Raw genomic sequence first — 14,206 nt, forward strand, 5'->3', positions numbered from 1 at the left:
CGATTACTGCTCCGTGGATGAAGGGCTGGTGGCGGCGGCCGGATGGATCAGACCGGAAATGCCATGCCGCCGGCTGATACGGTAGACCGATGCGGGCGGCAGATTTTGCAAGGTCGTGCCGATCCGCCTTGCCTTCAGGCCAAGCCGGTCGAGGATCGGCCTGGGCACGGGGCACCGGGGTCCATAGGTGAACTGATAGAAATGACCGCCGGTCCTTATCCGCGAAAAGGCACCATTGAGGATCGACATCACCTTGCGCGGCGACATGGACAGCAGCGGCAGGCCGCTGATCACGGCGCCGGCCTCCTGCGTGATCGGCAGCCGCCTGTCTCCAAGATGGGCGGCATCGAGATTGAACACGCTGGCTTGCGGAAATCGCTGCTTCAAGAGGCCGGTGAACTCCGCACCATATTCGATCAGGACCAGATCATTGGGGGAGAGGCCCCTGTCGAGGAGCGCCTTGGTGAAGACCCCGGTTCCTGGACCGAGCTCAATGACAGGCGCGTTTGCCAGAACGATTTCCTTCGTGATCAAACGGGCGAGAGACTGGCTGGAGGGCGCAATCGCTGCGACGCGGAACGGATCTGACGCCCATGTGCGGAAGAAATGCCAGCGATCGGATGGGGTGCATATATGGGTCAAAGGCAGTTCCTCGTTTTCCGTTGGAAACGCTGCGGCGTCGTTGCAGTCGATTGTCTACAGCTGTATACTTCGGAAATAACGATAAGTCTACAGGTGTAGATTAAAAGAGGTATCACGATGTTTTGCCGCAAGCCAACCCGCTCGCGCGATGCCGCCGCCACGCGCGCGGCGATCCTTGAATCAGCGCGTCATGCGTTTGTAACGTCGGGATATGACGGAGCTGGCGTGCGCGATATTGCCAAGGGGGCAGGCGTTACCGCCATGCTGATCAATCGTTATTTCGGCTCAAAGGAAGCTTTGTTTGAGGAGGTTTTGGCACGCGCAAACCAGAGCCCGATCATCGCCACCGCAGAAACGCTGAACGCACCCGACAGGGCTGCCAGAATCAGCAAGGCGCTGTTGCAGTTCACGCAACCCGGCGCCACGGCACTGGACGGCTTTTTGATCATGTTGCGATCGGCATCCAATGAAAGGGCGCTGGCGATCGCCCGGAATGTGATCGAGGATCACCACCAGAAAAACGTCAGCCTGGCGCTCTCAGGCGAGGCGGGGCCGCAGAGGGCGGCCGTGCTCCTGTCGCTTGTGGCCGGAATCCAGATCATGCGCCAGGTCATCGGGCTGGAGGCCTTGACGGAAAATTTCAACCCGGAGCTGGAAAGGGTCCTGCATGGGCTTGTGAGCCAGCTGGTCCAGGCGTGACCGCCGGCGGCTTCCGATTAAAGATGAGGCGCTCGAACGGGTCTCAGGCCTTTTCCGGAATGCTCGGTTCGGACAGGGATTCGCCTGCCGCCGTGCCCTTGCCGCCGGGCGCGCCAGCGGCCGCATCGCTGCCGGTGCCGACGCCCTCGGAGCCGGAATAGGGGGGCTTGATGATGGCGGCGGCGGAGATGACGAGCGGATCGAAGCCGGCGTCGCCCTGTTCGATCAGCTCAAAGAAAGCCTTGCGCATGCGTGGCTCCCAGAACTTGTTGATATGGGTTGCCACGCCCTCGACGCGCTCGTCTTCTGGCTGCGATTTGAAGAAGGTGGCGATCTGGTTGGCCATGCGGACAAGTTTGCCATTGGTGTTATCAAGCGACATCGGCGATGGCTCCGGATTGAATGCGGTGGGGTTGCGTGAAAATCTCGAAATCGGCGCCGCGCACCAGCGCAATCAGCGTCATTCCCGCCTCGTCCGCGGTGCGGATGGCAAGCGCCGTCGGTGCCGATATGGCGATGATGAACGGGCTGCCGATGATGGCGGTTTTCTGCACCATCTCGACGGAGACGCGGCTGGTGACGACAACGGCGCCGGTTGATCCTGCGTGCCCGGCCCGGGCCGCAGCCCCTACCAGCTTGTCCAGCGCATTGTGGCGGCCGACATCCTCGCGCACGGCGATCAGGCCCTTGCCGGGCACATAGAAGCCGGCGCCATGCACGGCGCGCGTTTCGAAATGCAGCGGCTGCTGGCCGTTGAGGAGGGCGACGGCCTCGATGATCTCCTGTTGCGACAGCCGCAATGCCGAGGCCGAGACCGACGGCGTCTTGCGCACGGCCTGCTCGATCGATTCGATGCCGCAAAGCCCGCAGCCGACGGGACCGGCCATGTGGCGGCGGCGCGAGACGAGCGCGTCGTTCTGCTCGTTCTTCAGCGTGATCTGCAGGTCGATGCCCTTTTCATCGGCAACGGCCTCGATCGATTCGATTTCGCCGGGATGGGTGATGATCCCTTCCGTCAGGCTGAAGCCGACAGCAAAATCCTCGAAATCGCCGGGTGTGGCCATCATCACGGCATGGGTCGAGCCGCCATAGGAAAGCGCGATCGGCGTTTCCTCCGGCACCACGCGTGACCCGGCCGTGAGCTTGCCGCTGCGATGCGCAGTCTCCGAAACGGTCTGGGTGAGGTTCAACGGGGTCATACCGCGCACTCCCTCTTCTCCCCAGCGGGGAGAAGGTGGCGCAAAGCGCCGGATGAGGGGGGCGAAGCCATTTTTTCCTGGCGATTGGGATCGTTTTTTTGGGCAGCCTTGGCGAGAAGCGGCGTATGCGGAACTGGCCTGCGGCCCCCCTCATCCGCCCTTCGGGCACCTTTTCCCCGCTGGGGAGAAGGGGGAGTTTGCCGCGCATGCAGCGACCAATCTCCCCCCTTGAGGGGGAGATGTCCTGGAGGGACAGAGGGGGGTGCATGCGTCACATTCATCATTCTTTGTTCTTCTGCAGTCGCAGTTTGCCGCAGTCCGGCGTCACCTGCTACTCCGCAGCCTCCAGCTTGCCGGAAATCCGGCGGGACTGGCGGGCTTGTTCGTCATAGTCGATCTGCCACTGCGAGGGGCCGTTGGACGGCGAGATCTGCACTGCGGTGACCTTATACTCAGGGCAGTTGGTTGCCCAGTCGGAGAAGTCGGTGGTGATGACGTTGGCTTGCGTCGTCGGGTGGTGGAAGGTGGTGTAGACGACGCCGGTTGCGACGCGGTCGGTGATGAGCGCGCGCAGCGTCGTATCGCCGGAGCGGCTTTGCAGCTTCACCCAGTCGCCATCGCGCACGCCGCGCAGTTCGGCATCGTGCGGGTGGATTTCCAGCCGGTCCTCCTCATGCCAGACGACATTGTCGGTGCGCCGGGTCTGGGCGCCGACATTGTACTGGCTGAGAATGCGGCCGGTGGTGAGCAGAAGCGGGAAGCGCGGGCCGGTCTTTTCGTCGGTCGCGACATATTCGGTGCGGATGAACTTGCCCTTGCCGCGCACGAAGCCGTCAATATGCATGATCGGCGATCCGAGCGGCGCCTTCTCGTTGCAGGGCCACTGCACGGAGCCCATCTTTTCCAGATAATCGTAGGAGACCATGGCGAAGCTTGGCGTCGTTGCGGCAATCTCGTCCATGATCTCGGAGGGATGGGCGTAGTTCCAGGCAAGGCCCATCGCCTGCGCCAGCTTCTGCGTCACTTCCCAATCGGCATAGCCGTTGCGGGGCGTCATGACGCGGCGGACGCGGTTGATGCGGCGTTCGGCATTGGTGAACGTGCCGTCCTTTTCCAGGAAGGTCGAGCCCGGCAGGAAGACATGGGCGTAGTTGGCGGTTTCGTTGAGGAACAGGTCCTGCACGACGACGCATTCCATGGCGGCAAGGCCGGCCTGCACATGCTTGGTATCGGGGTCGGACTGAAGAATGTCTTCGCCCTGGATATAGATACCCTTGAACGAGCCATCGACGGCGGCGTCCAGCATATTGGGAATGCGCAGACCCGGTTCGTTGGAGATGGTGACGCCCCAGAGCTTTTCGAAGGTTTCGCGGGTCGCATCGTCGGAGACGTGACGATAGCCGGGAAGCTCGTGCGGGAAGGAGCCCATGTCGCAGGCGCCCTGAACATTGTTCTGGCCGCGCAGCGGATTTACGCCGACGCCCGGACGGCCGATATTGCCGGTCGCCATGGCCAGATTGGCAATGCCGATGACAGTGGTCGAGCCCTGGCTATGCTCGGTAACACCGAGACCGTAATAGATCGCGCCATTGCCGCCGGTGGCAAACAGGCGGGCAGCGCCACGAACCTCTTCGGCGGGAACGCCGGTCAGCTGCTCGATGGCTTCGGGGCTATGATGCGGCTCGGACACGAAGGATGCCCAATCCTCGAATTCCGACCAGTCGCAGCGTTCGCGGATGAATGTCTCGTCGAACAGGCCCTCGGTGACGATGACATGGGCCAGCGCCGTGACGATCGCGACATTGGTGCCGGGGCGCAGCGGCAGGTGATGCGACGCCTTGATATGCGGCGAGGAAACCATGTCGGTGCGGCGCGGATCGATGACGATCAGCTTGGCGCCCTGACGCAGGCGCTTCTTCAGGCGGGAGGCAAAGACCGGGTGGCCATCGGTCGGGTTGGCGCCGATGATGATGACGACATCGGTAAATTCGACCGAATCGAAATTCTGCGTGCCGGCCGAGGTGCCGAAGGTGGCGCCGAGGCCATAGCCGGTCGGCGAATGGCAGACACGGGCGCAGGTATCGACATTGTTATTGCCGAAGCCGGAGCGGATCAGCTTCTGAACGAGGTAGGTTTCCTCGTTGGTGCAGCGCGAGGAGGTGATGCCGCCGATGGATTCGCGGCCATATTGATACTGGATGCGGCGGAATTCGCTGGCTGTATGGGCAAGCGCCTCCTCCCAGCTGACTTCGCGCCAGGGATCGCTGATCTTTTCGCGGATCATCGGGTTGAGGACGCGTTCCTTATGGGTCGAATAGCCATAGGCAAAGCGGCCCTTGACGCAGGAATGGCCGCGATTGGCCTGTCCGTCCTTCCAGGGCACCATGCGCACCAGCTCTTCGCCGCGCATCTCCGCCTTGAACGAGCAGCCGACGCCGCAATAGGCGCAGGTGGTGACGACCGAATGTTCGGGCTGGCCGATGGCGATGACGGATTTCTCGGTCAGCGTCGCAGTCGGGCAGGCCTGGACGCAGGCGCCGCAGGAAACGCATTCCGATTCCAGGAAGTTCTCGTGCATGCCGGGCGAAACGCGCGAGCCGAAGCCACGGCCCTCGATGGTCAGCGCAAACGTGCCCTGCACCTCTTCACAGGCCCGCACGCAGCGCGAACAGACGATGCATTTCGAGGGATCATAGGTGAAGTAGGGATTGCTTTCGTCCTTCGGCATCCATTTGGCATTGATATCGCCATTATTGCGCGCCTTGACGTGGTTGTCGCCCTCATAGCCATAGCGCACATCGCGAAGGCCGACGGCACCGGCCATGTCCTGCAGCTCGCAGTCGCCATTGGCGGCACAGGTCAGACAGTCCAGCGGGTGGTCGGAGATATAGAGCTCCATCACGCCTTTGCGGATGTCCTTCAGACGGCTCGTCTGGGTATGGACGGTGATACCGGGGGCGACGGGGGTCGTGCAGGATGCCGGCGTGCCGTTACGTCCCTCGATTTCCACGAGACAGAGACGGCAGGAGCCGAAGGCATCGACCATGTCGGTGGCGCAGAGCTTTGGCACCTGGATGCCGGCTTCCATCGAGGCCCGCATGATCGACGTGCCCTCCGGCACGGTGATCTCGTTGCCGTCAATGGTCAGCGTCACCATCTTTTCCGAGCGGGAGGCGGGTGTGCCGAAGTCGATTTCAGAGACGAGGGGCATTGCGAACCTCCTGGTGCATGTTGTTTTTTATCCAGTGCCCGGTTGTGGATCGCACAAAATTGTGCGAAATTTCAATGGGGGCAGCCGGAGAGGCAACGTGAAACGCGAGCAATTTCTTCGAGATTTGCGCAAGCTTGCCAAGACCCGGCAAATCGAGCTGGAAATCTTTGAGGATAAAGGCAAGGGCTCGCACTATCGGATAAAATGCGGCGGAAAGATTTCGACGGTGAAGTCCGGGGATCTGACGCCAATGTATATGCGGCTGGTCAGAAAGCAGCTTGGTCTCGAATGAATGCGAGTTCCAGATACGGATAAGGAGCGATCGATGTTTTACGCTTTTCACGCGACGTTGGAAGACGACCCCGACGGCGGATTTGTCGTGACCTTCGCCGATGTGCCGGAAGCCATCACTGCAGGCATGACGCGGGAAGACGCTCTTGTGAACGCGCGCGAAGCGCTGGGACTGGCCTTGCGCGGCATCGTGCAGGATGGGCGAAGGATACCGGAACCACGCAGTGCCGGTGGAGTGCTCGTTCCCGTCGAGCCGGATGTTGCGGCCAAACTCGCCCTGATCCAGGCTTTCATCGCAGCCGGCATTTCGAAAAGCGAACTGGCGCGTCGGCTTGGAAAGACTGAAAATGAGGCGCGACGGCTGCTGGATCCGGATCATGCCTCCAAAATCGGGCCCCTGCGGGAAGCCCTTCGGGCGTTGGGGCAGGAGATTATCATCTCCACCCAGGATGCCGCCTAGACAGGGCTGTCCGGTAACGCGAAGTGGGCGCGCGCTCATTCCGCCGCCTCCACCAGAGGTACCGGCCGGAAATCGTCCGGGAAGTGGTTCATCGCGCTGGTCACCGGGTAGGGCGTGAAGCCGCCGAGTGCGCAGAGCGAGCCGAATTTCATCGTGTTGCAGAGGTCGGCGAGCAGGGCGAGGTTCTTCTCGGGCTCGATTCCTTGCGCGATCTTGTCGGCGGTTTCGACGCCACGGGTCGAGCCGATGCGGCAGGGGGTGCACTTGCCGCAGCTTTCGATGGCGCAGAATTCCATGGCGAAACGGGCCTGTTTCAGCATGTCGGCGGTGTCGTCGAAGACTGTAATGCCGGCATGGCCGATCAGGCCGTCCTTGGCTGCAAAGGCCTCGTAATCGAACGGCGTGTCGAACAGGGCGCGGGGGAAATAGGCGCCAAGCGGGCCGCCGACCTGCACCGCCTTGACGGGACGTCCGCTTGCGGTGCCGCCGCCGATCTCATCGACGATCTGGCCGAGCGTCAGGCCGAAGGCCGCCTCGTACAGTCCACCATGCTTGACGTTGCCGGCGATCTGGATCGGGATGGTGCCGCGCGAGCGGCCCATGCCGAAGTCCTTATAAAAGGCCGCGCCCTTGTCCATGATGACCGGTACGGAAGCAAGCGAGATGACGTTGTTGATGACGGTCGGACAGTTGAACAGGCCCTTATGCGCCGGCAGCGGCGGCTTGGCGCGCACGATGCCGCGCTTGCCTTCCAGCGAGTTGAGAAGCGCCGTTTCCTCGCCGCAGACATAGGCGCCGGCGCCGGTGCGGATTTCGATGTCGAAAGCCCGGCCGCAGCCCATCACCGAAGGCCCCAGAATCCCGGCGGCACGGGCAATGCCGACAGCCTCGGTCATCGTTGCGATGGCGTGCGGATATTCCGAGCGGATATAGACGAAACCCTTGGTGGCAAGAGTTGCAAGACCGGCGATTGCCATGCCCTCGATCAGCACGAAGGGATCGCCCTCCATGATCATCCGGTCGGCGAAGGTGCCGCTGTCGCCCTCGTCGGCGTTGCAGACGATATATTTGCGGTCGCCGGCCGTATCGAGAACGGTCTTCCATTTGATGCCGGTCGGGAAACCAGCACCGCCGCGTCCGCGAAGGCCGCTTTCGGTGACCTGCGCCACCACGTCAGCGGAGGTCATCGCCACGGCCTTGGCCAGGCCCTTCAGGCCGTCATTCGCCTTATAGTCCTCCAGCGACAGCGGATCGATGATGCCGCAACGGGCAAAGGTGAGCCGTGTCTGGTTTTTCAGGAAGGGCAGGTCCTCGGTCTTCCCGAGACAGAGCGGGTGGTGACTGCCGGTCACGAGGCCTGCATCCAAGAGAGAGGCGATATCGGAGGCCTTGACCGGACCATAGGCTATGCGGCCTTCAGGCGTTTCCACCTCGACCAAAGGTTCCAGCCAATGCAGGCCGCGCGAGCCGTTTCGCACGATCGTAGCGTCAAGGCCGCGCGTGCCGATCTCCTGCGACAACGCCTTGGCGACGCGATCTGCGCCAAGGGCCAGTGCTGCTGCATCCTGGGGGACGAAAATCCGCACGGTCATGCCCGCACCTCCGCAACGAGGTCACGCACCGCATCCGCATCGAGCCGCCCGTGCACCTCGCCGTCGAGCATCGCGGCGGGTGCGGTGGAACAGAGCCCGAGACAGTAGACGGGTTCCAGCGTCACCGCGCCGTCGAGCGTCGTCTGGTGGAAATCGATGCCGAGCAGAGATTTTACCCGTTCGGCCAGCGCATCGCCGCCCATCGATTGGCACGCTTCTGCCCGGCAGAGCTTGAGCACATGGCGGCCGGCCGGGTGGTCGCGATAGTCGTGATAGAAGGAGACGACGCCGTGAACCTCGGCGCGCGACAGGTTGAGTTCGCGGGCAATGACCGGCAGGGCTTCCTGCGGCACATAGCCGAACTCGGCCTGGATCTCGTGCAGGATCGGCAGAAGCGGCCCTTCGAGCGACTTCATCTCGCTGACAATATCCAGCGTCCGTTCACCGATATCACGGCTTGATACATGCAGGTTCAACGTTCAGACCTCCCGAACTGAAATGAACAATCTGTCGTGATCTGCGATCCTTTGACCAAACGAAGTCCCCTCCAGAACTTCGTTTATCCGTATTCCAGGCCGGTAAGCGCCAGAAACACGCGGTTTTGCAGTCCACACACTGAAAACACAGGGTGTCAGCAGGTGGGAGGAGGGTCAATAGGCGTATTCCGTTAAGCGATAGGTGTTTTCTATCAAAGGGCCTGAGCGTCAGCCAGAATGCGGGCCTCATGCAGCAGGGCTGAAACGAGCGGCGTGAACGGTTCGCGATGCGTTGCGACCAGGCCGACCGTGTGGCGGGCATCCGGTTCGATGATCGGGATCAGCTTGATGTCATCGTGAAAACCGAAGGATTTCGCGACGTTATAGGGCATGATGCTGGCCCAGTGACCGGTGCGGACATGGGAGAAGAGCACGATCATCGAGTTGGATTCCAGTGTCGGCGACACGGTAACGCCGGCTTCTGCGAAATGCTGGTTGATGATGCGCCGGTTCTGCATGTCGGCCGTCAATAGACAAAGCCGAATACCGCCGACTTCCTTCCAGGTCACAGTTTCGCGATCGGCAAGGCTGGTGCCCGCAGCGGTAACCAGATGATAGCGCTCCACCTGCAGCGGCACGCTGGTGACGCGGCCGAGCGGTTCGTTTTCCAGATAGGTGAGGCCGGCATCGATCTCCAGATTTTCCAGGAGGCCGAGGATTTTCAGGGATGTGGTGGAGAGAATGGAGAATGTGACGTCCGGATGCTTCTCCTGAAAAGGGCCGGTAATGCGCGGCACCATGGCAAGCGTGGTTGGAACCGCCGCCAGCCGGATATGACCGACAAGGCCGCGGCGGGCGGCGCGCATTTCCTCGTGCATGGTTCGGCTATCACCGACAATCCGCCGTGCCCATTCCAGCACGCGCTGACCTTCCGGCGTCAGGCTCTGGTAGCGCGAGCCGCGATTGACCAGCATGACGCCGAGCTGATCCTCCAGCTGCTTGATCGCAGCCGATAGCGTTGGCTGGGTAATGCCGCAGAGATCGGCGGCGCGGCCGAAATGGCGCTCCTGCGCCAGCGCGATGAAGAATTCCAGCTTATCGATCAACCGCCACCCTCCCGCTGCGGAGATCTGCTTTTAGCAGATCAACTGGCCGCCATTCACTTCCAGCACCTGCCCGGTGATGTACCCCGAGAGCGCGTTGGACGCGAGGAACAAATAGGCCGGCGCGCAATCCTCGGCCGTGCCGAGCCGCTGCAGCGGAATGGTCTTGCGGGTGGCTTCGAGCTTTTCGGCGGACGAATAGCGTTCGTGGAAATCGGTGGTGATCGTTCCCGGCGACACGCAGTTGACGCGAATGCCATCCGGCGCCAGTTCGCGGGCGAGCGCCTTGGAATAGGTCGAGACGAAGGCCTTGGTGGCAGAATAGATCGCCGATCCGGCGCTGCCGCCGGTGAGTGCCGAGATGGAGACGGTGTTGACGATGGCCGGATGCGTGCCGCGCCGGATGAGCGGCAGAAGTGCGCGGGTGGTCTGCACCACGGAGGTCTGGTTCAGCTGAACCACCGTCTCATATTGCTCGTCAGTCAGTTCGCCGGCCAAAAACCGTCCGACCATCGTGCCCGCATTGTTGACGAGGACATCGATCGCCTGGAAGCGCCTGGCAATGCCGGCCGCCAGAAGCTCGATACCGCCTGCGCTCGAAAAATCGGCATAGGAGAGAAACGCCCGGCCTTCGGTCAGGGCCGCATCGAGAAAATCGGGCAGCGGTTCGCGCGCCACGCGGCCGCCGTGCAGATAGACGGTGGCGCCGCAATCGAGAAACTGGCGTGCGACCTCAAGGCCGATGCCACGGCCGGCGCCGGTGACGACGATGTTGAGGCCCTTGAACAGAGATGGATGAAACATTGAAAACCCTCCCGCGACCGACAGGCTGTCGCATGATGACCGGAATTGCAACGCGGCGGTTCCGTCTTCCTGTGCCAAGGCTTCATTTTCAAGCACTCGCCGCGTTTATGAAATTGCGCTGCTTTCGTTTTTGCCTATTATGAAAGAAAACGAAAACGACGGGGAGGAATAAACATGTATCTGACGGGGCGCCAGTCGGAAATCCTGGACCTTGCCAAGACCGAAGGCCGGGTTCTCGTCGATGAACTGGCGGCGCGCTTCTCTGTCACACCACAGACCATCCGCAAGGATCTGAACGATCTCTGTGACGGCCGGGTGCTGACGCGTATCCATGGCGGGGCGATCTTTCCGCGCGGCAACGAGAATGTGAAATACGAGGCCAGACGGTCGATCGCGGCCTTGGAAAAGCAGGCGATCGGGCAGGCGGCGGCGGCGATGATCCCGAACAATTCGTCGCTGTTCATCAATATCGGCACCACGACCGAAGCCGTCGGTGACGCGCTTCTCGACCACACGGAGCTGATGGTCATCACCAATAACATCAATGTTGCCAATCGCTTGCGGGTTTTCCCCTCGATCGAGGTGGTGATTGCCGGCGGCGTCGTGCGCGGTGCCGATGGCGGTATCGTCGGCGAGGCGGCGGTGGATTTCATCCGCCAGTTCAAGGTGGATTATGCCGTCATCGGCGCATCCGCGATCGATCATGACGGCGCGCTCCTGGATTTCGATTATCGCGAAGTGAAAGTGGCGCAGGCGATCATCGCCAATGCGCGGCATGTCATTCTGGTGTCGGATTCAACCAAATTCGAGCGCACGGCACCCGTGCGGATTGGTCATATTACCCAGGTTCACACCTTCATTACCGATATTTGTCCGATCGAGAACGTCCGCAATATCTGCCAGGACCAGGATGTGCGGCTGATCGAAACCGCGCGCTGAAATTGCTGATTTTAGCGGCGTCTTGTTTTCTATAAACATTCGTTTGACATTCGTACGGTTTTCGCTTTAATTATTTTTGCTTTCGCATCTGCTCAAAATTGTGCAATGCGAAATGTGGGAGGGGAAGCAGTGCCTGCGCAGGATGTACTCGACATTTTCGTGATCGGTGGCGGCATCAATGGGTGCGGCATCGCCAGGGATGCGGTTGGCCGTGGGTACTCGGTTGCGCTGGCGGAAATGGACGATTTTGCTTCCGGCACATCCTCACGCGCCACCAAGCTCATTCATGGCGGGCTGCGCTATCTCGAGCATTACGAATTCCGTCTGGTGCGCGAATCTTTGATGGAGCGCGAAGTGCTCTGGGCGATGGCGCCGCATATCATCTGGCCGATGCGCTTCGTGCTGCCGTTCCACAAGGGTGGCATCCGCCCGGCCTGGCTCATCCGTCTCGGCCTCTTCCTCTACGATCATATCGGCGGCCGCAAACTTCTGCCCGCGACCCGCACGCTCGACATGCGGCGCGATCCCGCTGCCAAGCCGTTGAAGGCGCTGTTTACCAAGGCTTTCGAATATTCCGACGGCTGGGTCGATGATGCCCGCCTGGTCGTGCTCAATGCGAAGGATGCGGCGCTGAAGGGCGCGCGGATCATGACGCGCAGCCGCGTTGTGTCGGCGGAACGCAAGGACGGCCTCTGGTCTGTCAATGTCGAGGATACGGCGACCGGTGCCGTCAGCACGTTCAAGGCGCGCATGGTGGTCAATGCGGCCGGCCCCTGGGTCGATGTGGTTCTGTCCCATGCGGTGCGCAAGAACGATGTCCATAATGTCCGGCTGGTACAGGGCAGCCATATCGTCGTGAAGAAGAAGTTCAGCGATCCGCGCGCCTATTTCTTCCAGAACCCCGACAACCGCATCATCTTTGCGATCCCCTACGAGACCGATTTCACTTTGATCGGCACGACCGACAACGATTTTACCGGCGATCCGAAGAACATCCAGATCACCGAAGGCGAGATCACCTATCTCTGCAATGCGGCGAGCGAGTATTTTTCCGAACCCGTGAAGCCCGCCGATGTTGTCTGGACCTATTCCGGCGTGCGGCCGCTGTTTGATGATGGTGCGTCGAAGGCGCAGGAAGCAACGCGCGACTATGTGCTGAAGGTCGATGGCGCAGAGGGCGAAGCGCCGCTGCTCAACGTCTTCGGCGGCAAGCTGACGACCTATCGCCGTCTCGGCGAACATGCGCTGGAAAAGATCGCCGGCGCGATCGGTGCAAAGGGCAATCCGTGGACCGCAAAAAGCGTTCTGCCGGGCGGCGATTTTCCGGCGACCGGCTATGAGGCCGAGGTGGCAAAGCTCAAGAGCCGCTATCCCTTTCTGGCCGAGCGCTACGCCCGCCGCCTGGTTCGGCTTTATGGGACGCTGGCCGCAAGTCTGCTCGGCAGTGCCGGCAAGACGGAGGATCTTGGGCGGCATTTCGGCGCTGATCTCTATGAGGTCGAGGTACAGTGGCTGATGGTGCAGGAATGGGCGCGGCATGCCGAGGATATCCTGTGGCGCCGCACCAAGCTCGGATTGACATTGACCCAGGCGCAAGCCGCCGGGTTGGAGGAATACATGCGGGAGACTATCCGCAACGTTGCCTGAGGGCCGCGCCGGGATGGCGCTGCCTGCGGCTGGGAGGAAGCCTGAGAATGCTGGAACTGAAAAACATAACCAAGGTCGTGGGGGCGGATACGCATATCCATCCGACGGATCTTGTGCTGGAGCGGGGCTCGCTCAATGTGCTGCTCGGCCCGACGCTCTCCGGCAAGACGTCGCTGATGCGGCTGATGGCCGGTCTCGACAAGCCGACGACCGGGACCATCACCTTCGACGGCAAGAACGTGACCGGCGTGCGGGTGCAGGATCGCTCCGTCGCCATGGTCTACCAGCAGTTCATCAATTACCCGGCGATGACCGTCTACGAGAACATCGCCTCGCCGATGCGCATTTCCGGCAAGGATTCGGCAACGATCGACCGGGAAGTGCGCAAGGCGGCCGAGCTGATGAAGCTGACGCCCTATCTGGAGCGCACGCCGCTCAACCTGTCGGGCGGCCAGCAGCAGCGCACGGCGCTGGCGCGCGCCATCGTCAAGAATGCCAGCCTCGTCCTGCTCGACGAGCCGCTCGCCAATCTCGATTACAAGCTGCGCGAGGAACTGCGCGAAGAATTGCCCAGACTGTTTGCCGCCGCCGGTTCGATCTTCGTTTATGCAACGACCGAGCCGCAGGAAGCGCTGCTGCTTGGCGGCCATACCGCAACGATGCACCAGGGGCGCATCAGCCAGTTCGGGCCGACGATCTCGGTCTATCGCAAGCCGGCCGATATCGTCACCGCGAAAACCTTTGCCGATCCGCCGCTCAATACGCTCGACGTGGTGAAGTCCGGCGATGCATTCGAGCGTGGCGGGCTCAGCGTCCTGCCGGTGCCCGCGCATCTTAGCGGCATGGCCGATGGCGCCTATACGATCGCCTTCCATCCGCACCACCTGTCGCTGGCGCGCCCGCACGACACAGCGGCACCGCTGAAGGCGGGCATCATCATTTCGGAAATCGCCGGTTCGGAAAGCTTCATCCATGTCGATTGCGCGGGATCCCGCTGGGTCATGCTCGAACACGGCATCCACGACATCGAGCCGGATACGGCGATCGAGCTTTTCGTCGATACCCGCCACCTGATGGCTTTCGGGCCGGATGGACGCGCGATCGGCGGCTCTGCCGCAAGCCAGACCGTTCGGGGGGCGTGAG

Annotated in this window: 14 protein-coding genes; 6 read left to right on the forward strand and 8 right to left on the reverse strand. The window is 61.7% G+C overall.

Annotated elements, in window-relative coordinates; genetic code table 11:
* Positions 1–3 precede the first annotated feature (3 nt).
* Entirely contained in the window at positions 4–642 is a 639-nt protein-coding gene (locus PYR65_RS03380) for a class I SAM-dependent methyltransferase (RefSeq protein WP_276119895.1), read from the reverse strand.
* Positions 643–759: 117 nt separating this feature from the next.
* On the opposite strand from PYR65_RS03380, the gene PYR65_RS03385 reads away from it, so the two are divergent.
* Complete coding sequence (locus PYR65_RS03385; protein WP_276119896.1) at positions 760–1,341, forward strand: TetR/AcrR family transcriptional regulator; 582 nt, start codon at positions 760–762, stop codon at positions 1,339–1,341.
* Between the two features lie 43 nt (positions 1,342–1,384).
* Here the strand turns inward: PYR65_RS03385 and PYR65_RS03390 are convergent, their stop codons facing one another.
* The 3 genes from PYR65_RS03390 to fdhF form a co-directional block, all read right to left on the reverse strand.
* Positions 1,385–1,723 carry a formate dehydrogenase subunit delta gene (locus PYR65_RS03390; protein WP_276119897.1) on the reverse strand — a complete coding sequence of 113 codons (339 nt, stop codon included), beginning with the start codon at positions 1,721–1,723 and terminating at the stop codon, positions 1,385–1,387.
* On the reverse strand, positions 1,713–2,540 hold the full coding sequence (fdhD, locus tag PYR65_RS03395; protein WP_276119898.1) for a formate dehydrogenase accessory sulfurtransferase FdhD: 828 nt from the start codon (positions 2,538–2,540) through the stop codon (positions 1,713–1,715). The genes PYR65_RS03390 and fdhD overlap by 11 nt, the downstream gene beginning before the upstream one ends.
* Positions 2,541–2,871: 331 nt before the next feature.
* On the reverse strand, positions 2,872–5,751 hold the full coding sequence (gene fdhF / locus PYR65_RS03400; protein WP_276119899.1) for a formate dehydrogenase subunit alpha: 2,880 nt from the start codon (positions 5,749–5,751) through the stop codon (positions 2,872–2,874).
* A gap of 97 nt (positions 5,752–5,848) precedes the next feature.
* On the opposite strand from fdhF, the gene PYR65_RS03405 reads away from it, so the two are divergent.
* The gene (locus PYR65_RS03405) at positions 5,849–6,043 is read left to right on the forward strand and encodes a hypothetical protein (RefSeq protein WP_276119900.1); all 195 of its coding nucleotides are present in this window, start codon (positions 5,849–5,851) and stop codon (positions 6,041–6,043) included.
* 33 nt (positions 6,044–6,076) lie between these two features.
* Positions 6,077–6,502, forward strand: coding sequence for a type II toxin-antitoxin system HicB family antitoxin (locus PYR65_RS03410; protein WP_276119901.1), 426 nt, complete (start codon positions 6,077–6,079; stop codon positions 6,500–6,502).
* Between the two features lie 35 nt (positions 6,503–6,537).
* Here PYR65_RS03410 and PYR65_RS03415 read toward each other — a convergent pair whose 3' ends face one another.
* The 4 genes from PYR65_RS03415 to PYR65_RS03430 form a co-directional block, all read right to left on the reverse strand.
* The gene (locus PYR65_RS03415) at positions 6,538–8,094 is read right to left on the reverse strand and encodes a formate dehydrogenase beta subunit (protein WP_276119902.1); all 1,557 of its coding nucleotides are present in this window, start codon (positions 8,092–8,094) and stop codon (positions 6,538–6,540) included.
* Positions 8,091–8,510 (reverse strand): formate dehydrogenase subunit gamma, encoded by a 420-nt coding sequence (locus tag PYR65_RS03420; protein ID WP_407951301.1) that lies wholly within the window; start codon positions 8,508–8,510, stop codon positions 8,091–8,093. Before PYR65_RS03420 ends, PYR65_RS03415 begins: the two co-directional genes overlap by 4 nt.
* Before the next feature lie 272 nt (positions 8,511–8,782).
* On the reverse strand, positions 8,783–9,676 hold the full coding sequence (locus PYR65_RS03425) for a LysR family transcriptional regulator (RefSeq protein WP_276119903.1): 894 nt from the start codon (positions 9,674–9,676) through the stop codon (positions 8,783–8,785).
* 30 nt (positions 9,677–9,706) lie between these two features.
* Positions 9,707–10,477 (reverse strand): SDR family NAD(P)-dependent oxidoreductase, encoded by a 771-nt coding sequence (locus tag PYR65_RS03430; protein ID WP_276119904.1) that lies wholly within the window; start codon positions 10,475–10,477, stop codon positions 9,707–9,709.
* 174 nt (positions 10,478–10,651) lie between these two features.
* Between PYR65_RS03430 and PYR65_RS03435 the strand changes: the two genes are divergently transcribed.
* The 3 genes from PYR65_RS03435 (at position 10,652) to PYR65_RS03445 (ending at position 14,205) form a co-directional block, all read left to right on the forward strand.
* Positions 10,652–11,416, forward strand: a complete 765-nt coding sequence (locus PYR65_RS03435; protein ID WP_276119905.1) for a DeoR/GlpR family DNA-binding transcription regulator — start codon at positions 10,652–10,654, stop codon at positions 11,414–11,416.
* Positions 11,417–11,521: 105 nt separating this feature from the next.
* Positions 11,522–13,063, forward strand: a complete 1,542-nt coding sequence (gene glpD / locus PYR65_RS03440; RefSeq protein WP_276119906.1) for a glycerol-3-phosphate dehydrogenase — start codon at positions 11,522–11,524, stop codon at positions 13,061–13,063.
* A 47-nt stretch (positions 13,064–13,110) separates the two neighbouring features.
* A complete protein-coding gene (locus PYR65_RS03445; protein ID WP_276119907.1) occupies positions 13,111–14,205 on the forward strand; it encodes an ABC transporter ATP-binding protein in 1,095 nt (364 codons plus the stop codon).
* The last annotated feature ends 1 nt before the right edge of the window (position 14,206 follow it).

The organism is Pararhizobium qamdonense (assembly GCF_029277445.1).
GTDB lineage: Bacteria > Pseudomonadota > Alphaproteobacteria > Rhizobiales > Rhizobiaceae > Pararhizobium > Pararhizobium qamdonense.